Origin of the sequence: Streptomyces durhamensis, from assembly GCF_000725475.1 — a bacterium.
In the GTDB taxonomy this organism is placed as follows: Bacteria; Actinomycetota; Actinomycetes; order Streptomycetales; family Streptomycetaceae; genus Streptomyces; species Streptomyces filipinensis.
Genome location: NZ_JNXR01000015.1, coordinates 282,460 through 300,154, shown reverse-complemented (window position 1 = coordinate 300,154; position 17,695 = coordinate 282,460). Strand labels below are relative to the sequence as shown.

The window sequence follows — 17,695 nt, the reverse complement described above, 5'->3', positions numbered from 1 at the left end:
TGCCGGGCATGGCGAGCCGGCCCGGTGGACGGAGGGCCCGGTGGGCGGAGGGAAGGGGGGTGGTCAGTTGGCGGCCAGGAACTGCTTGGCCAGCTGGTCGCCGAGCGAGACCGCGGCGCTGTGGCTCTCGATGGGGGAGGCCTTGGAGTTCTTGAACAGGATGTACGTCACGCCCGAGTCGACGCCACCGGTGGCCGGGTCGGGGTCGATGCCGAGCGCCTTGGCGGTGGCGTACGACGCCTCGCCGATGATCTTCGTGGGGCCGGTGTCGCCGACGACGGCGTACTCGACCTTGTTGTCGTAGACGACCGCGACCACGCCGCCGCCCTTGATGCCGGCACCGGAGTAGTTCCAGATGCTGCTGGAGCTGGGGACGACGACGTACGGCAGCGACTCCGCCTTCAGCGGCTTGCCGTCGGACTGGTGGAAGGCGGTGTCGTCCTGGTACCAGGGGTCGCGGTCCGCGTTGCAGTTGGTGGTGCGCTGGCCGTCGCAGTCGATGTCCATGTCGGCCTTCCAGAACACCGCGCCGTTCTTGCCGCACACGGGGACCGTGGCCGATGTCTCGTCGTCCGTCTTGTACTTGCCGTTCGATATCTGGGAACAGGACTTCACCTTGGCCAGCAGGTCGGCCGCACTGACCGAGCCCTCCTGGGCGGAGGCCGGGGCGGTCCGCGGCGTGGAGCCGGCAAAGGACGCGTGCGCGGGAAGCACTCCGGCGGCGAGCAGCGCGACTCCAAAGGCCGCGGCAAGGGTCAGGTTTCGAAGGCGCACAGTGGGGGGCCCTTCTGTTAGGAAAGTTTCCTTACCAGGTGCCGTACACCGTGACCCCGTATGCATGTCCTCGTCAAGCCCGCCGCTGCGAACTGGTGAAATGCGTGCGTATTGCGGTGATTTATGACCATGGCAAAACTGGATGAACCGGCGATTGCGGATATGCCGGCGGCTGTCGGCCGACAGGCCGGACAGGGGCATGGCTCCGGGAGGCGAGGCGCATGTTCGTACGCACGGTGTACGCGACCGGCGATCCGGCGCAGCTGGGCACGGCCGTCCGGGCCCTGAACACCCGGGGGCACGACCTGCTGGAGGAGCGCCCCGGATACCGGGGGGCGGGTGTCTTCGTCGACCGCGACCTCGGCAAACTGCTCACCGTCAGCTGGTGGGAGTCCGCGGACGCGCGGCGCGTCAGCGACGAGGTGATGAGCGTCCGGCGGCCGGAGCTGCTGCAGCCCTTCGCCGGGACCGTCTCCGTCGAGAACTACGAAGCCGCCGTCTACCACGCCGGGCAACGGGTCCTGTCCGGCGGCGGGCTGCGGCTCACCCGCTTCGACTGCGAACCGGCCGACGCCGACCTCGCCGTCGACACCTTCCACGCCGGTGTGCTGCCCCGGCTGGAGATGCTGCCCGGCTTCGCCGGGGCGGCCCTCTTCCTGGACCGCGAACGCGGGCGCGGCATGACCGGCGTCCTCTTCGCCGACCGCGCCTCCCTCGCCGCGACCCGGACCGGCCAGGCCGCGATCCGCCGCGAGGGCACGGCCAAGGCCCGCATCGCGGTGATCGCCCTGGAGGAGTTCGACATCCTGCACGCCGACGTACGGGGCGACTGAGCGCCGGGACACGCTCCCGGCCGGGGCGGCCTGACGCCGGGGAGCGGACGGCCGCTCGGCGCGGGCGGCCCGGGTGCGCGCGGGTCCCCGGAACGAGGAGGGCCCGGGTGCGCGCGGGTCCCCGGAACGCGGACGGCCGTCCACCCCGCTGTGCGGTGGGGGCGGACGGCCGTGAGGGGTGTCAGGCCATGTCGAAGGTGGCCGGGTCGGGGCCCAGGCGGCGGTCCTCGTCGAGCGCGCTGATCGCGGCGAGGTCCTCGTCGTCCAGGCTGAAGTCGAAGACCTCGATGTTCTCCTTGATGCGGGCCGGCGTCACGGACTTCGGGATCACGATGTTGCCGAGCTGGATGTGCCAGCGCAGCACGACCTGGGCCGGGGTGCGGCCGTGCTTCCGCGCGATCGCGACGATCGCGGGCACCTCCAGCAGGCCCTTGCCCTGGCCCAGCGGCGACCAGGCCTCGGTCGCGACGCCCTGCTCGGCGTGCACCTCGCGGGCGGCGTGCTGCTGCAGATGCGGGTGCAGCTCGATCTGGTTGACCGCCGGGACGACCGAGGTCTCGGAGATCAGCCGCCGCAGGTGCTCGGGGAGGAAGTTGGACACGCCGATGGCGCGGGCCCGGCCGTCACCGAGCAGCTTCTCGAACGCCTTGTAGGTGTCGAGGTAGGCGCCGCGGGACGGCAGCGGCCAGTGGATCAGGTACAGGTCGACGTAGTCGAGGCCCAGCTTCTCCAGCGACGCGTCGAAGGCGCGCAGCGTGGAGTCGTACCCCTGGTCGCTGTTCCAGAGCTTGGTGGTGACGAAGACGTCCGCGCGGGGCAGTCCGGAGGCGGCGATGGCCTTGCCGGTGCCCGCTTCGTTGCCGTAGATCGCCGCTGTGTCGATGCTGCGGTACCCGGCCTCCAGCGCCGTGGCGACGGCCCGCTCGGCCTCGTCGTCCGGCACCTGCCAGACGCCGTAGCCCAGCTGGGGCATCTCGACGCCGTTGTTGAGGATGATCGGGGGGACCTTGCTGCTCACGAGCTTCTTGATCCTTCGGTTGTCGACAGGTGGTACTCCCATCGTCAACGATCACGCGCCGCCCCGCATTCCTGACCGCGCGATCCGACCTGACCGGCCGGTCAGTCAGTCTTCGCGGCGGAGGCCGGCCGGAAACGCATGGCGGTCGGCTGGCGCCCCATCAGATCCCTCACGTCCGGTAGAGGGCCTCGACCTCGTTGTCGTACGCCTTCTCGATCGCCTTCCGCTTCAGCTTCAACGACGGCGTGAGCAGGCCGTGTTCCTCGGTGAACGGCTGCGCGAGGATGCGGAAGGTGCGGATCGACTCGGCCTGGGAGACGAGGGTGTTGGCGGCGACCACCGCCCGCCGCACCTCCGTCTCCAGGTCCGGGTCGCGCACCAGCTCGACCGGGGTCATCCTCGGCTTCCCGCGCATCTGCAGCCAGTGCTCCACGGCCTCCTGGTCCAGGGTGACCAGGGCGGCGATGTAGGGGCGGTCGTTGCCGACCACGATGCACTGGTTGACCAGCGGATGCTCACGGACCCGCTCCTCCAGCACACCGGGGGAGACGCTCTTGCCGCCGGAGGTCACCAGGATCTCCTTCTTGCGGCCGGTGATGGTCAGATAGCCGTCCTCGTCGAGCGAGCCCAGGTCGCCGGTGCCCAGCCAGCCCTCGTGCAGCGTCTCGTCGGTGGCCTTGGGGTTGTTCAGATAGCCCTGGAAGACGTTGCCGCCGTGCAGCCAGATCTCCCCGTCGTCGGCGATGTGCACGGTCACGCCGGGGATGGCCTGGCCGACGGTGCCGTAGCGGGTGCGTTCGGGCGGGTTGGCGGTCGCCGCGGCCGTCGACTCGGTCAGGCCGTAACCCTCGTAGATCTGCACGCCGGCGCCCGCGAAGAACAGTCCCAGCCGGCGGTCCATCGCCGAACCGCCGGACATCGCGTTCCGTATCCGGCCGCCCATCGCCGCGCGGACCTTGGAGTAGACGAGCTTGTCGAACAGCTGGTGCTGCATGCGCAGCCCCGCCGACGGGCCGGGCCCGGTGCCCCACGCCTTGGCCTCCACGGCCTCCGCGTACTTCACCGCGATGTCGACCGCCTTCTCGAACGGCCCGGATCTGCCTTCCTTCTCGGCCTTGCGGCGGGCCGCGTTGAAGACCTTCTCGAAGATGTACGGCACCGCGAGGATGAAGGTCGGCCTGAAGGCCTGCAGGTCGGGCAGCAGGGCGGCGGCGTTCAGCTGCGGCTGGTGCCCGAAGCGGACCCGGCCGCGGATCGCGGCGACCTCCACCATCCGCCCGAAGACGTGCGCGAGCGGCAGGAACAGCAGGGTGGAGGCCTCGTCGTCCTTCTTGGTGTGGAACACCGGCTGCCACCGCTGGATCATCGTGTCGGCCTCGTACATGAAGTTGGCGTGCGAGAGGACACAGCCCTTGGGGCGGCCGGTGGTGCCCGAGGTGTAGATGATGGTGGCGACCGACTCCGGGGTGACCGCCTGCCGGTGCCGGTGCACCACCTCGTCGTCCAGGTGTGCCCCGGCGTCGTAGAGCTCCTGCACGCAGCCCGCGTCCAGCTGCCACAGCTGGCGCAGCTGCGGGAGGCGGTCGATGACGGTGGCGATGGTCATCGCGTGGTCCTCGTGCTCCACGATCGCCGCGGACACCTCGGCGTCGTAGAGCATCCAGAAGCACTGCTCGGCCGAGGACGTGGGGTAGACGGGCACCACCTGGGCGCCGATCGACCACAGGGCGAAGTCGAACAGGGTCCACTCGTAGCGGGTGCGGGACATGATCGCGACGCGGTCGCCGAAGCGGATGCCGCGCGCGAGCAGGCCCTTGGCGAGGGCCAGGACCTCGTCGCGGAACTCGGCGGAGGTCACCTCCCGCCACTGCCCGGAGGTGTCCTTGCGGCCGAGGGCGATGTGCGTGGGGTCCGTCCGGGCATGCTCGAAGACCGCGTCGGCCAGACCGCCCACCGGCGGTGCCGACGTGAGCGGCGGGTTGGTGAACTCGCGCAAACCTCGCTCCCCGATCCTCACTGCTTGGTCACGCCCGTGGTACGCGGCACAGCGCGGTGAAAGCTACCCCACGCCGTCATCGGGCGGGAGGGGGTCGGAAACCGAGCAAACCTCACGTTTTGGTTCGTCGGTGACCGGAAAATGCCCGCACATGGGGAAGGGCCGGACACGATACTGACGGGTCAGTAAGTTTCGGTGCCGTAATCTCCACCGAATCTGTACGCGGCGATTACGGCGCACACCGTACTTCTCGCCATATAAGGGGCGCATATGCGTCTCCAGGGCTGCCGGCAGGGGTTCGTCCCCGGGTTCGCTGCGGTCCGGTCCGGGCACGGGTTCGCCGGCGGGGCGCGGCCGGGCCGCCCGAACTCCAGTGGCGGCAGGCCGCTCGGAGTCCTCGGTCGGACGCCGGCCGGCCGCGCTGCGCGCCTCGGGAGCGGTGTGCACCGACGTCGAGCACCGGTCCGGCGTCCTCGGCCACCCCCTCGTCGCCGCGCCGTGGGTCACCGCCGCGCCCGACGCGCTGCACTCCGTCGGCGAGGCCTGGGCGGGCGCGAGGAGACCGCCTGGGTCTTCGCGACGGCCGGGACCGTCCCGCCTCGCCGTCCACCAGCCTGTTCCGCGGGCCCGCGGCTCTCCACGCCTGCCTCAGCGGCCCCCTCGGCGGCCTGGCCGGCGTCCAGCACACGGAGCTACGCCCTTCCTGCGCCAGGTCAGGAACCTCACCTACCCGAGGGCCCGCTGACCGGCTCGGGCGGCGGACCTCAGCCGCCCCGGCGGCTGAGGCGTTCCCCGCCCGCCAGGACCGCCGCCGCCAGCGCGTCAGCAGCCCCCTCCGCAGCGCCCCGCCGGCGGCCGTGGACGAGCACGAAGTCGACCTTGCCCAGGTCGGGCAGTCCGCAACGCTCCGGCAGGCGCAACAGGCCGGGCGGGATCAGTCGCCGGGAGTGGGCCATCACCCCGAGCCCGGCGCGGGCCGCCGCGATCAGCCCGTTCAGGCTGCCGCTGGTGCACGCGATCCGCCAGGCGCGGCCCTCGCGCTCCAGCACCTCCAGCGCCCGGGCCCGGGTGATGCCCGGCGGCGGATACACGATCAGCGGCACGGGCCGGTCGGCGTCCAGATGCAGCCGCTCGGCGCCGATCCACACCAGGTCGTCGCGCCACACCAGTTCACCCCGGGGATCCTCCGGGCGCCGCTTGGCCAGCACCAGGTCGAGCTTCCCGGCGGCCAGCTGCTCGTGCAGCGTGCCGGACAGCTCCACCGTCAGCTCCAGGTCGACCTCCGGATGGTCGTAGCGGAAGCCCTCCAGGATCTCCGGCAGCCGGGTGAGCACGAAGTCCTCCGACGCCCCGAACCGCAGCCGGCCGCGCACCCGCGTGCCCGTGAAGAACGCCGCCGCCTGCTCGTGCACCTGCAGGATCCGCCGGGCGAAGCCCAGCATCGCCTCGCCGTCCTCGGTCAGCTCCACCGAATGGGTGTCCCGGGCGAACAGCTGCCGCCCGGCCGCGTCCTCCAGCCGGCGCACATGCTGGCTGACCGTGGACTGGCGCAGCCCGAGCCGGCCCGCCGCCTGCGTGAAGCTGAGCGTCTGGGCCACGGCGAGGAAGGTGCGCAGCTGCGTGGGGTCGTACACACCCCCAGGCTACTCGGGTCATCGCAGAACATGATGACAGTCAGAGTGGTGTACGGGATTCCCGATCGGCGACCCCAGGAGGACGATGAAGGGGGCTCCGCGGCCCCGAAGAACGACACCGTCCGAACAGACCCCGCACAGCGATCGGAGCACCGTGAAACGCCTGCGCTGGCCGAGTTGGATGCCGATCGACCCGTACATCGTCCTGCTGCTCGGGACCGTGGGCCTCGCCGCGCTCCTGCCGGCCCGGGGCACCGCCTCCGACGTGGCCTCGGGCGCGTCGACGGCCGCGATCGCCTTCCTCTTCTTCCTCTACGGCGCCCGGCTCTCCACCCGGGAGGCGCTGGACGGACTGCGCCACTGGCGGCTCCACATCACGGTGCTGGCCTGCACCTTCATCCTCTTCCCGGGGTTCGGTCTGGCCGCGCGCGCACTGGTGCCGGTGCTGCTGACCCAGCCGCTCTACCAGGGCCTGCTGTTCCTGACGCTGGTGCCGTCCACGATCCAGTCGTCCATCGCGTTCACCTCCATCGCCCGCGGAAACGTCCCGGCGGCGATCTGCGCCGGCTCCTTCTCCTCGCTCATCGGCATAGGCGTCACGCCGCTGCTGGCGGCCGGGCTGCTCGGCAGCAACGGGGGCGGATTCTCCGCCGACTCCCTGGTCAAGATCGTGCTGCAGCTGCTGGTGCCGTTCCTCGCCGGGCAGCTGCTGCGCCGCTGGATCGGCGGTTTCGTCGCCCGGCACAAGAAGGTGCTCGGCCTGGTCGACCGCGGCTCGATCCTGCTGGTCGTCTACACCGCCTTCAGCGAGGGCATGACCCGGGGCATCTGGCACCAGGTGAGCCCGCTGCGGCTGGGCGCCCTGCTCGCCGTCGAGGCCGTCCTCCTCGCCGCGATGCTCCTGCTGACCTGGTACGGCGCCAGGGCACTCGGATTCGGCCGGGACGACCGGATCGCCATCCAGTTCGCCGGCTCGAAGAAGTCCCTGGCCTCCGGGCTGCCCATGGCGAGCGTCCTGTTCGGCGCGCAGGCCTCCCTCGCCGTGCTGCCGCTGATGCTGTTCCACCAGATGCAGCTGATGGTGTGCGCGGTCATCGCCAAGCGGCGCGCCCGGGACCCCGAGGAGGCCCCGGACGCCTCCGGTGCGTCAGCCCCGCACGCGGTCCAGGGGCAGCCACAGGACCGTGTCCTTCGGTGACCGGAGCGCCTTCGGGTCCGACAGCTCCTCGTCGCTGAACGCCCGGTCCCAGACGTGCACCTCGTCCATGGCACCGGTGAAGAAGGCCCGGCTGTCCATGCGCTGACCGATGTGCACGCCGAAGGGTGAGTTACGGCTGACCGACCCCGGTATGTCGGCGACGGAAGACTGCATACCGTCGACGAACAACGACAGTCGGCCGTCGCCCCTCCGCAGCGCCAGATGGTGCCACTGGCCGTCGTTGTACGCGGTGTCCGTCCGCACGTAGGCCGTCTGCGGCGCGATCGCCCCGTCCCGCACCGTGATCAGTCCCTGGATCCGGTGGTTCGCCGGCTCGCCGCGTACCCACACCTGCGGCTGGGTGGTGCCGACGCCGCCCATCCACAGCAGCGGCTGCTCGCCGGTCGTGGCCGTGTACCGGAACCACAGGGACGCGGTGAAGTCCCTGGTGCCCAGCGGCAGCCCACCGCGGAACGGCAGGCGTACGGCGTCGTCGGTGCCGTCGAACCGCAGCGCCCCGCCGAACACCCCGTCCGTCTCCTCCGCCCCGCCGAGCACCGCGGCGGGACGGGCGTGCGGAGCCCGGTCGCCGGTGACCGGGTCGGGTCCGCGGCGCGGGGCGAGCCAGTCCTCGGTGAAGCGGGCGAAGCGGATCTCGTCGCGCGCGTCCACCGCGCCGCCCTCGTAGACCAGGCCCACCGTGTCCGCGTCGGCGCGCACCAGATCGGAGTAGCCCGACCAGTCGGTGGTGACGACCGTGCCGCGGTCCACGCTGTCCCAGGTGCGGCCGCCGTCGTAGGAGGAGCGGACCATCATCGTCCGCCGCCGGTCGGGGTCGGCGGGGCAGGCGAGCAGCAGCCGGTCGCCCAGGCGCAGCAGGGAGCCCTGGACCTGCGGGGCGTACAGGTCGGGCAGGTCGTGGAAGGGCGCCGTGAAGCTGTCGCCGCCGTCGCGGCTGACCGCCTGGGTGCGGTGGCCGAGGTCGGTGCCGTCCTGCTCCCGGCCGCTGACCAGGACCGAGCCGTCGCCGCGCTCGGCGAGGGTCAGTTCGGACGGTTTCTGCCGGAAGGTGCCGTCGTCGGCGATGGGCCAGGTGTCGGTGGCGCCGATCCGCCAGTGCTCGCCGTGGTCGTCGCTCACGACCAGTGCCGCGTGGTTGGCGGTGACCCGGCTGCCGTCCGAGGTCTCGGTGTTGACCCCGAAGGCCAGCCGGCCCGCGTACCGTCCGCGGGTGAGCTGGATGCCGTGCACGGGCCCGGTCGCGTACCAGGAGTTCCAGTCGGCGGGCAGGATCTCCGGGCTCAGGTCGCGCGGCACGGACCAGCTGCGGCCGTCGTCGTCGCTGTACTGCAGATGCGGGGTGCGGTCGCAGGGGACCGGGCAACCGGCGCTGTCGGTACGGCCCGTGTTGTAGGTCTCCGCGAGCCAGATCCGGCCCGTCTCGCGGTCCACGACCGGCGCCGGATTGCCGTGCGTGTCACCGGCGCCCTCGTTGGCCACCTGCAGCGGGCCCCAGGTGCGGCCGCCGTCGGTGGAGCGCTTGAGCACGATGTCGATGTCGGCGGCGTCACCGCAGTTGAGGACCCGGCCCTCGGCGAACGCCAGCAGGGTGCCGTCGGTCGTCCGCACGACCGCCGGGATGCGGAAGCAGGCGTAGCCGGGGTCCTGGGACGCCTTGAAGAGGATCTGCTGCTCGAACTCGGGTGCCTTGGCGGCCGGCTGGGCCTGTGCCGTGGTGCCGGGGAGGAAGGCCGCGAGGGCCGCCGCCACGGTGACGGCGGCGGTGAGTGCGGCTCTGAGACGGGCGCGAAGACCTGACGGCATGGTGCGACCTGCCCTTCGTCGGCCGGACATCTGGACATCCGGACGTCCCATGTCCAACGTGCGCCTCATCGAAGGTAGTTGGGGCCTGGTCGCCCCACAAGGAGCGTGCAGCACAAGGGCCGCGCGGGGGGCCTACGGGCGCAGTACGACCTTGCCGAGGTTGGCCCGCCGCTCGATCGCCTCGTGCGCCCTCGCCGCGTCCTCCAGGGTGAACTCGGCGTGCACGGCGGGCTTCAGGGTGCCCTCGCTGAACAGCCGCCACAGCTCCTGGCGCCACTGCTCGTACAGGTCCGGCCGGCCGCGGGCGATCAGCGCCATCTGGAAGCCGATCACCGACTTGGCGCCCACCAGCAGGTCGTACGCCTGGATGGTGCCGCCGCCGGAGCTGTAGGAGACGAGGCGGCCGTGCGGGGCCAGGGCGGTGAGCGCGGGGGTGAGCAGGTCACCGCCGACGGCATCCAGTACACAGTCGACGGGATCTCCCCAGCGGTCGTCGCCATACTGGATACAGTCGTCCGCGCCGAGCGAGCGGACGAAGTCCGCCTTGCCCGGGTCGGACACGGCCCCCACCACCCGGCCCGCACCCCGCGCCCGCGCCAGCTGCACGGCGAGGTGTCCGACTCCGCTCGCCGCCGCCGTGACGAGCACCGCCTCGCCCGGCACCGGGCGTGCCGCCTCCAAGGCCCCGAAGGCCACCAGACCGCTGCGCACCAGTGCGATCGCGTCCACCGCGTCGGCGCCGTCCGGTATGGGGGAGGTCATGGCCTCGTGCAGCAGGGCGAAGTCGGCGTACCCGTGCCCGAAGCACATCCCGGTCACCTGGTCGCCAGGCCGGAAGCGGGTCACGCCCTCGCCGGCCGCCACCACCTCGCCGGCGATCTCGCCGCCGAGCGCGATCGGCTCGGCGGCCTCGGTGACCTTGCGGACGACGGGCAGGGTGACGCCGACCGCCGCGCAGCGGATCAGCAGCTCGCCCGGGCCGGGCTCGGGGACCGGGGCCTCCTCGACGAACAGGGGGCCGCCGGTGGACTCGTACCGGACACGACGCATCGCGCACACCTCCAGGGCCGGCATCTGCCGGCGCATCGATCGTTGGGAAGCCCCACGAACTCGTTGGGAGCCCCAACGGTAGCGGACATTCATGGGGAGGTCCAACGATTCTCGGGATACGCTGCCCGTATGGCCGAAGCACCCCTGCCCGCGATCCGCTCCCTGCCCAGCTGGCTCCTCGGCCGCGCCGCGGCCCGGGGGCGCGCCCTGGTCGCCGACGCGCTCGCCGCCGAGGGCCTGAAGATGTGGCACCACGTGGTCCTCTCCGCCGTCCGCGACCTCCAGCCCGTCGCCCAGGCCGACCTCGGCCGCAGCGTGGGCCTGGACCCCAAGGACCTGGTCGGCGTGCTCAACGACCTGCAGTCCGCCGGCCACGTCCTGCGCGCCCCCGACCCCAGGGACCGGCGCAAGAACGCCGTGTCCCTCACCGACGGCGGCGCCCGCCTCCTCGGGCGCTGCGAGCAGGCGGCCCGCGAGGCCAACGACGCGCTGCTCGCCCCGCTGTCGGCCGCCGAACGCGATCAGTTCACGGGCCTGTTGATCCGGATTTCCGGCACGGACGGCTGACGGCGGCTAACGTTCCGTCATGACCGCAGCTCCCGTGCTCGATCCGCAGCGCACCGCCCTCGTCCTCGTCGACCTGATGGAACGCATCGTCGCGCTGCCCCTGGAACCCCGCAAAGGCACCGAAGTGCTCGTCGTCGCCGAGGAGTTGGCGCGCACCTTCCGCGCCGCCGGAGCGCCCGTCGTCCTCGTCCGGGTGGAACGCCCCTCGGTCGCCGAACAGCCGCCCGGCAGCGCCCTGGTCCCCGGCCTCGCGGCGAGCGGCGACCTGGAGGTGGTCAAGCGGACCATCGGCGCCTTCCAGGGCACCGGCCTGGACGAACGGCTGCGCGAACGCGGCGTCACCACCCTGGTGTTCGGCGGCATCGCCACCAACCTCGGCGTCGAGTCCACCGCCCGCGCCGCCGCCGACCTCGGCTACGACCTCGTCTTCGCCGAGGACGCCATGGCCGCCCTCACCGCCGCCGAGCACGAGGCCTCCGTCCGGCTCGACTTCCCCCGGCTGGGCACGGTCGTCACCGCCGCCGACGTACACCTCACACCCGCCTGACCGCGCGCAGCGGCGTTCCGCCCCCGCACCACCGGCCCGGTGCCGTCCCCTCATGCCGCACGCATCGGGTCCGGATGCACCTCCGCCCCATCCGCCGGCTCCCCGGTCCGCCCCACCGGCGGCGACCCGGCGGACGACCGGAACAGCCCCCGCGCGGGCACCGCTCGCCTCCAGGTCGCCGACGCCGAACCCACACGCGCTGCCGGCCCCGGTGGCCGGTCGCTGCTCAGCCTTGGTCACGGCGTGCGCCGACGCGGCGCCGTCCCCCGGCTGTAACGGGGCCCTGCGGCGCACGGGGCACTCCCCGCCGGCCGGGGCCTCGCCGCCGTGCCGCGGGGAGAGGCCTCAGCCCTGGGCGGCCGCGTCCTGCAAGGCGATGCGGTCCTCACCGGCGTACACGTTCATCGAGCTGCCCCGCAGGAACCCCACCAGGGTCAGTCCCGTCTCGGCGGCCAGGTCCACCGCCAGCGACGACGGCGCCGACACCGCCGCCAGCACCGGGATGCCGGCCATCACCGCCTTCTGCGCCAGCTCGAACGAGGCCCGCCCGGAGACGAGCAGGACCGTCCGCGACAGCGGCAGTCCGCCGTTCTGCAGCGCGCGCCCCACCAGCTTGTCCACCGCGTTGTGCCGGCCCACGTCCTCGCGTATGTCCAGCAGCTCCCCGTCCTCGGTGAACAGGGCCGCCGCGTGCAGGCCCCCGGTCCGGTCGAAGACCCGCTGGGCCGCCCGCAGCCGCTCCGGCAGGCTCGCCAGCAGCTCGGGGGTGACCCGCACCGGGGGAGTGTCGGCGATCGGGAAGCGGGCGGTGGTCCTCACCGCGTCCAGGCTGGCCTTGCCGCACAGGCCGCAGGAGGAGGACGTGTAGACGTTCCGCTCCAGGGTGAAGTCCGGCACGGTGACGTCCGGCGCCGTCCTCACGTCGACGACGTTGTAGGTGTTCGAGCCGTCCGCCGTCGCGCCGGCACAGTAGACGATGTTCTGCAGATCGTATGCAGTCGCCAGTACGCCCTCGCTCACCAGGAACCCCGCCGCCAGCGCGAAGTCGTCGCCCGGTGTGCGCATGGTGATCGCCAGCGGCTTTCCGTTCAGCCGGATCTCCAGGGGTTCCTCGGCGACCAGTGTGTCCGGCCGCGTGGAGACCGCCCCGTCCCGGATGCGCAGGACCTTGCGTCGTTCCGTGACTCGTCCCATGTCCTGATCAGCCCCGGTTCTGTACGTGCTGGTGGCCGAAACGGCCCTTGATGCGGAGATTGCCGTGGGTCACCGGGTCGTCGTGCGGCGAGGTGACCTCACGATCTCATTGTCCTGCACAGGGACCGTGAGGCTGCAGCCCGCTCCAGCCACTCCGCGCGACGCGCACACCGTGGGCCGTCTCCTTCTGCCGCGGCTCATCCCGGGCACCCGCCACTCGCCGCCCGCGCGTCGACCGCCTACCGCATTCCGCCTACCGCTCATCGCATACGGTCGACGCCGCGCCTTCTCAACACCCCTGCCCCGCCGTACCGTCCGGCCTCATGAGCAGCCCCCCTGTCGCACCCGCGGGCTGGAGCCGCTGGCTCGTCCCGCCCGCAGCCCTCTCCGTCCACCTGTCCATCGGCCAGGCCTACGCCTGGAGCGTGTTCAAGCCGCCCCTGGAATCCGCCCTGCACCTCGACGGCACCCAGAGCGCGCTGCCCTTCCAGCTGGCCATCGTCATGCTCGGGCTGTCGGCCGCGTTCGGCGGCACACTCGTCGAGCGCAACGGACCGCGCTGGGCGATGACCGTCGCCCTCGTCTGCTTCTGCACCGGCTTCCTGATCTCCGCGCTCGGGGCCTGGACCAGGCAGTACTGGCTGATCGTCCTCGGCTACGGCTTCGTCGGCGGGATCGGCCTCGGTATCGGGTACATCTCGCCCGTCTCCACCCTGATCAAGTGGTTCCCGGACCGGCCCGGCATGGCCACCGGGATCGCCATCATGGGCTTCGGCGGCGGCGCGCTGATCGCCTCGCCGTGGTCCGCGCAGATGCTCGCGTCCTTCGGCGGTGACAACGATGGCATCGCCCTCGCCTTCCTGGTGCACGGGCTGTCGTACGCCGTCTTCATGACCCTCGGCGTGCTCCTGGTCCGTGTGCCGCGCACCGGGGACGGCGGCGGCACGGCGAGCGGTCCGAGCGGGCCGAGCGGCCTCGAAGGGGTGCAGGTCTCCGCGCGCGGCGCGGTGCGCACCCCGCAGTTCTGGTGCCTGTGGATCGTGCTCTGCATGAACGTGACCGCCGGCATCGGCATCCTGGAGAAGGCCGCACCGATGATCACGGACTTCTTCGCCGACAGCTCCGCGCCGGTGTCGGCCTCCGCGGCAGCGGGGTTCGTCGCCCTGCTGTCCGCCGCCAACATGGCCGGCCGCATCGGCTGGTCGTCCACCTCCGACCTGATCGGACGCAAGAACATCTACCGTGTCTACCTGGGCGTCGGCGCACTGATGTACCTGCTCATCGCCCTGTTCGGGGACGCGTCCAAGCCGCTGTTCGTCCTGTGCGCCCTGGTGATCCTCTCTTTTTACGGCGGCGGCTTCGCGACCGTCCCCGCCTATCTGAAGGACCTCTTCGGCACCTACCAGGTCGGTGCCATCCACGGCCGGCTGCTCACCGCCTGGTCCACGGCCGGCGTGCTCGGACCGCTGATCGTCAACTGGATCGCCGACCGGCAGAAGGAGGCCGGCAAGCACGGCTCGTCGCTGTACGGGCTGTCGTTCGGCATCATGATCGGCCTGCTCGTCGTCGGCTTCGTCGCCAACGAACTCGTCCGCCCCGTCCACGCCCGCCATCACGTCCCCGCGCCCAGGGAGGCCGCAGATGCCCAGCGACAGCAGCCCGCCTAGCCGCCGGGGCCTGATCACCCTCGCCTGGCTGTGGGTCGCAGCGCCCCTCGCGTACGGGGTGTACGAACTCGTACACAAGGCGACCCAGCTGTTCACGGGATGAGGGCACGAGCCTTCGAGGTGCTGAGCGAAGCCGACAACCCGGGCGCCTGATTCCTGTGGCTTCACCTGCCGTCGTACTCGCCAGTCACTGATCAGACTGGTGGATCCCGCTACGACGGAAACGAGGGACCTCCGCCATGAACGGCTCGCGCATCGCCGCCATCGGTCACTACCAGCCCGCCCGGGTGCTCACCAACGAGGACCTGGCGGGCCTGGTCGACACGAGTGACGAGTGGATCCGCAGCCGGGTCGGCATCAGGACCCGGCACATCGCCGGGCCCGACGAGCCGGTCGACGAGCTGGCCGCGCACGCCGCCGCCAAGGCCCTCGCCGCCGCCGGTCTGACCCCCGGCGACATCGACCTGGTGCTGGTCGCCACCTCCACGGCGATCGACCGATCCCCGAACACGGCCGCCCGGGTCGCGGCCCGGCTCGGCATCCCGCAGCCGGCCGCGATGGACGTCAACGTGGTGTGCGCCGGCTTCACGCACGCGCTGGCCACCGCGGACCACACCGTCCGGGCCGGCGCGGCCGGCCGGGCGCTCGTCATCGGCGCCGACAAGATGTCCGACGTCACCGACTGGAGCGACCGCAGCACCTGCGTCCTCGTCGGGGACGGTGCCGGGGCCGCCGTCGTCGAGGCCTGCGCGCCGGGGGAGCAGCCGGGGATCGGGCCGGTGCTGTGGGGATCGGTGCCGGAGATGGGGCACGCGGTACGGATCGAGGGCACCCCGCCGCGGTTCGCGCAGGAGGGGCAGAGCGTGTACCGCTGGGCCACCACCCAGCTGCCGGCCATCGCCCACCGTGCCTGCGAGAAGGCCGGCCTGGCCCCGGAGGATCTCGCCGGGGTCGTCCTGCACCAGGCCAACCTGCGCATCATCGAACCGCTCGCGGTGAAGCTCGGCGCCGTCAACGCGGTGGTCGCCCGCGATGTCACCGAATCCGGCAACACCTCCGCCGCCAGTGTCCCGCTCGCGTTCTCCAAGCTGATCGAGCAGGGAGCGCTCAGCACCGGCGATCCCGTGCTGCTGTTCGGCTTCGGCGGCAACCTCTCGTACGCGGGACAGGTCGTACGCTGCCCGTGAGCGGACGCTGCCCGTGAGTGAACCAACTGTGCGCACCGGCCCTGGAGTTCGCCCATCGTGGATGTAGACAACCGTAGACTGTAGACAAAAGACAATCGATACTGAGCAATCCGACGGAGCGTCCCGCGTCCGCCCGTCGGTCCTGCTCAGGAGGGGGAACGCGATGTTGTCGACCGGACTGCCGCACGGTGCCGTGCCCCGACTGGAACGCCCCGGACCACTGCGCGAACGCGTCTACGAGGCGCTGCTGGAACTGATCACCACCCGCGCCCTGCAGCCCGGCCAGCATCTGGTCGAGAGCGAGCTCGCCGGACACCTCGGCGTCTCCCGGCAGCCGGTGCGCGAGGCGCTGCAGCGCCTCAACACCGAGGGCTGGGTCGATCTGCGGCCCGCGCAGGGCGCGTTCGTGCACGAGCCGACCGAGGAGGAGGCCGACCAGCTGCTCACGGTCCGCACCCTGCTGGAGGCGGAGGCGGCCCGGCTGGCAGCCGTCCACGCGGACGCCCCGGGGATCGCCGCGCTGGACGAGCTGTGCGCCGAGGGGGAGAAGGCCGTCGCCGCCGACGACGTGGACCGCACCGTCGCCCTCAACGCGGCCTTCCACGCCAAGGTCGTGGAACTGTCGGGCAACGCCGTCCTCGCCGGACTCGCCGCCCAGGTGGAGCGGCGGGTCCGCTGGTACTACGCCCCGGTGGCCCGGCAGCGCGGCCGCCAGTCGTGGGTCGAGCACCGGGAACTGATCCTCGCGATCCTCCACAACGACCCGCCGAGGGCAGCCCATCTGATGCGCGACCACATCGAACACACCCGCCGCTCCTACCACGAGCACGACGGCTCCTGATCACACCGGCTCGTCCACCGCCTCTTCCACCGGCGGGGACACCGCGCAGGACCGGGCCTCCACCGCCAGCATCCCCACCAACACGGCCACCAGCAGCAGGAGTTCGCCGTAGACCGGCAGGCGGACGCCGGCCGCGGCGGTGGCCAGGGCGAGCACGGCACCGGCCCACCGGTGGCGAACCGGCCGCAGCCGCAGGGCCGTACGGAAGGCCGCGTCGCCCACCAGGAACAGCGCCACCCCGCCCGCGAGCGCCAACGCGGGCCCGGTCTGGGGGTGTTGGGTGAGATGCCCGAGGGTCCTCTTGAGGCCGGCGGCGAGACAGGCGATGCCGAGCAGCATCGGCAGGAAGGCGTAGTAGTACGCGTTCATCGCCAGCCGCCAGCGGGCCGGCGGCGGTGTCGCCCGGAACGCCGCCTCGGCCGCCTCCTCGTCCCGCACGAAGTACGTCCACCACAGCGCGACCGACAGGGCCAGCGCCAGGAACGCGCCGCAGAACAGCCCCGGCGTGAGCGGCAGATCACCGATGCCGACCCCGATGGAGACCACCGACTCGCCGAAGGCGATGATCAGCAGCAGCCCGTGCCGCTCCACGAAGTGCGCCGGGTCCAGGTCGCCCAGCTGCACCCTGAGCACCGCCGCACCGCGCCCGTCCCTGCGGCCCGGCCCGTGCTCGGCCACCAGCGGCGTCACGAACTGCAGGACGATCGCGAGCAGCCACAGGCCGTCCGCCGCGAGACCGCCGACGAGTCCCGCGGCGGTCACCGACAGGGCCGCGAGCGCGTTGGGGACGCCGTACCAGACGGAGTCCCAGCCGTGGCCGCGGGTGTACAGGGCCGTGTGGACGACCACCACCAGCAGGAAACCGAGACCGAAGACCACACCCGTGTCCTCGAACACCCGGGGGATGGCCAGCGCGCACACCAGGAACCCGGCCATGCCGAGCATCAGCAGCAGTCGCCGGGAGGGACGGTCGGGCGGCACCTGGTTGGTGAGGTAGGCGTAGGCGCCGTACATCCAGAACAGCACGACGAGGATCAGGGCCACCCGGCCGGCGGTGGCGGGGGACAGGTCGTGGGCGAGCAGCACGGTGAGCTGGGTGAGCGTGAAGACGAAGACCAGGTCGAAGAAGAGTTCCAGCGTGGTGACCCGGCGCCCCGGCTCCCCGGCCGTTCCCTCCGGCGACGGCGTCTCCAACGGCGTGATGTGCATACGGTGTTCCCCCTCCGGCGATCGCTGAGCAGATCGTAGAGGGGCGGCGTCCGCGCAGCCGTGCTCAGGCCGCCGGCCGGATCCGCGGTGCCGCGACGGCGGGTCCGGTCCTGTCCGGGCCGGCGCAGCGGCAGCGCGATGACCGCCGCCGCCCTC

16 protein-coding genes and 1 pseudogene are annotated in these 17,695 nt (G+C 72.0%); 8 read left to right on the top strand and 9 right to left on the bottom strand.

Features of this window, described 5'->3' with window-relative positions:
- Positions 1-63: 63 nt before the first annotated feature.
- Positions 64-774, bottom strand: coding sequence for a glycoside hydrolase family 75 protein (locus IO33_RS0123210; RefSeq protein WP_031168094.1), 711 nt, complete (start codon positions 772-774; stop codon positions 64-66).
- 221 nt (positions 775-995) lie between these two features.
- Between IO33_RS0123210 and IO33_RS0123205 the strand changes: the two genes are divergently transcribed.
- Positions 996-1,607 carry a hypothetical protein gene (locus IO33_RS0123205; protein WP_031168092.1) on the top strand — a complete coding sequence of 204 codons (612 nt, stop codon included), beginning with the start codon at positions 996-998 and terminating at the stop codon, positions 1,605-1,607.
- A 181-nt stretch (positions 1,608-1,788) separates the two neighbouring features.
- Here IO33_RS0123205 and IO33_RS0123200 read toward each other — a convergent pair whose 3' ends face one another.
- The 3 genes from IO33_RS0123200 to IO33_RS0123190 form a co-directional block, all read right to left on the bottom strand.
- On the bottom strand, positions 1,789-2,625 hold the full coding sequence (locus tag IO33_RS0123200) for an aldo/keto reductase (RefSeq protein WP_031168091.1): 837 nt from the start codon (positions 2,623-2,625) through the stop codon (positions 1,789-1,791).
- A 169-nt stretch (positions 2,626-2,794) separates the two neighbouring features.
- Positions 2,795-4,621 (bottom strand): AMP-dependent synthetase/ligase, encoded by a 1,827-nt coding sequence (locus IO33_RS0123195; protein WP_031168089.1) that lies wholly within the window; start codon positions 4,619-4,621, stop codon positions 2,795-2,797.
- A 764-nt stretch (positions 4,622-5,385) separates the two neighbouring features.
- On the bottom strand, positions 5,386-6,255 hold the full coding sequence (locus IO33_RS0123190; protein ID WP_031168088.1) for a LysR substrate-binding domain-containing protein: 870 nt from the start codon (positions 6,253-6,255) through the stop codon (positions 5,386-5,388).
- 181 nt (positions 6,256-6,436) lie between these two features.
- Between IO33_RS0123190 and IO33_RS0123185 the strand changes: the two genes are divergently transcribed.
- Complete coding sequence (locus IO33_RS0123185) at positions 6,437-7,453, top strand: bile acid:sodium symporter family protein (protein ID WP_031168087.1); 1,017 nt, start codon at positions 6,437-6,439, stop codon at positions 7,451-7,453.
- Here the strand turns inward: IO33_RS0123185 and IO33_RS0123180 are convergent.
- Both IO33_RS0123180 and IO33_RS0123175 read right to left on the bottom strand, forming a co-directional pair.
- A complete protein-coding gene (locus IO33_RS0123180) occupies positions 7,403-9,277 on the bottom strand; it encodes a sialidase family protein (protein WP_031168086.1) in 1,875 nt (624 codons plus the stop codon). The two genes, IO33_RS0123185 and IO33_RS0123180, sit on opposite strands and share 51 nt — an antisense overlap.
- 132 nt (positions 9,278-9,409) lie before the next feature.
- Positions 9,410-10,327 (bottom strand): quinone oxidoreductase family protein, encoded by a 918-nt coding sequence (locus tag IO33_RS0123175; RefSeq protein ID WP_031168084.1) that lies wholly within the window; start codon positions 10,325-10,327, stop codon positions 9,410-9,412.
- Between the two features lie 129 nt (positions 10,328-10,456).
- Between IO33_RS0123175 and IO33_RS0123170 the strand changes: the two genes are divergently transcribed.
- Complete coding sequence (locus tag IO33_RS0123170; protein ID WP_031168082.1) at positions 10,457-10,894, top strand: MarR family winged helix-turn-helix transcriptional regulator; 438 nt, start codon at positions 10,457-10,459, stop codon at positions 10,892-10,894.
- A gap of 19 nt (positions 10,895-10,913) precedes the next feature.
- Positions 10,914-11,441, top strand: a complete 528-nt coding sequence (locus tag IO33_RS0123165) for an isochorismatase family protein (RefSeq protein WP_031168080.1) — start codon at positions 10,914-10,916, stop codon at positions 11,439-11,441.
- A gap of 345 nt (positions 11,442-11,786) precedes the next feature.
- Here IO33_RS0123165 and fdhD read toward each other — a convergent pair whose 3' ends face one another.
- Both fdhD and IO33_RS52605 read right to left on the bottom strand, forming a co-directional pair.
- On the bottom strand, positions 11,787-12,635 hold the full coding sequence (fdhD, locus tag IO33_RS0123160) for a formate dehydrogenase accessory sulfurtransferase FdhD (protein WP_031168079.1): 849 nt from the start codon (positions 12,633-12,635) through the stop codon (positions 11,787-11,789).
- Between the two features lie 7 nt (positions 12,636-12,642).
- A pseudogene (locus IO33_RS52605) lies at positions 12,643-12,855 on the bottom strand (2Fe-2S iron-sulfur cluster-binding protein); the annotation flags it as partial.
- A gap of 103 nt (positions 12,856-12,958) precedes the next feature.
- Between IO33_RS52605 and IO33_RS0123155 the strand changes: the two are divergent.
- The 4 genes from IO33_RS0123155 (at position 12,959) to IO33_RS0123140 (ending at position 16,330) form a co-directional block, all read left to right on the top strand.
- Positions 12,959-14,302, top strand: a complete 1,344-nt coding sequence (locus IO33_RS0123155; RefSeq protein ID WP_031168077.1) for an OFA family MFS transporter — start codon at positions 12,959-12,961, stop codon at positions 14,300-14,302.
- Positions 14,277-14,405 (top strand): MFS transporter small subunit, encoded by a 129-nt coding sequence (locus IO33_RS53570; protein ID WP_280921807.1) that lies wholly within the window; start codon positions 14,277-14,279, stop codon positions 14,403-14,405. The genes IO33_RS0123155 and IO33_RS53570 overlap by 26 nt, the downstream gene beginning before the upstream one ends.
- 136 nt (positions 14,406-14,541) lie before the next feature.
- On the top strand, positions 14,542-15,489 hold the full coding sequence (locus IO33_RS0123145; protein ID WP_031168075.1) for a beta-ketoacyl-ACP synthase III: 948 nt from the start codon (positions 14,542-14,544) through the stop codon (positions 15,487-15,489).
- Positions 15,490-15,652: 163 nt separating this feature from the next.
- Positions 15,653-16,330, top strand: a complete 678-nt coding sequence (locus IO33_RS0123140) for a GntR family transcriptional regulator (protein WP_031168073.1) — start codon at positions 15,653-15,655, stop codon at positions 16,328-16,330.
- Here IO33_RS0123140 and IO33_RS0123135 read toward each other — a convergent pair whose 3' ends face one another.
- Entirely contained in the window at positions 16,331-17,539 is a 1,209-nt protein-coding gene (locus IO33_RS0123135) for a low temperature requirement protein A (RefSeq protein ID WP_031168071.1), read from the bottom strand.
- Positions 17,540-17,695 lie beyond the last annotated feature (156 nt).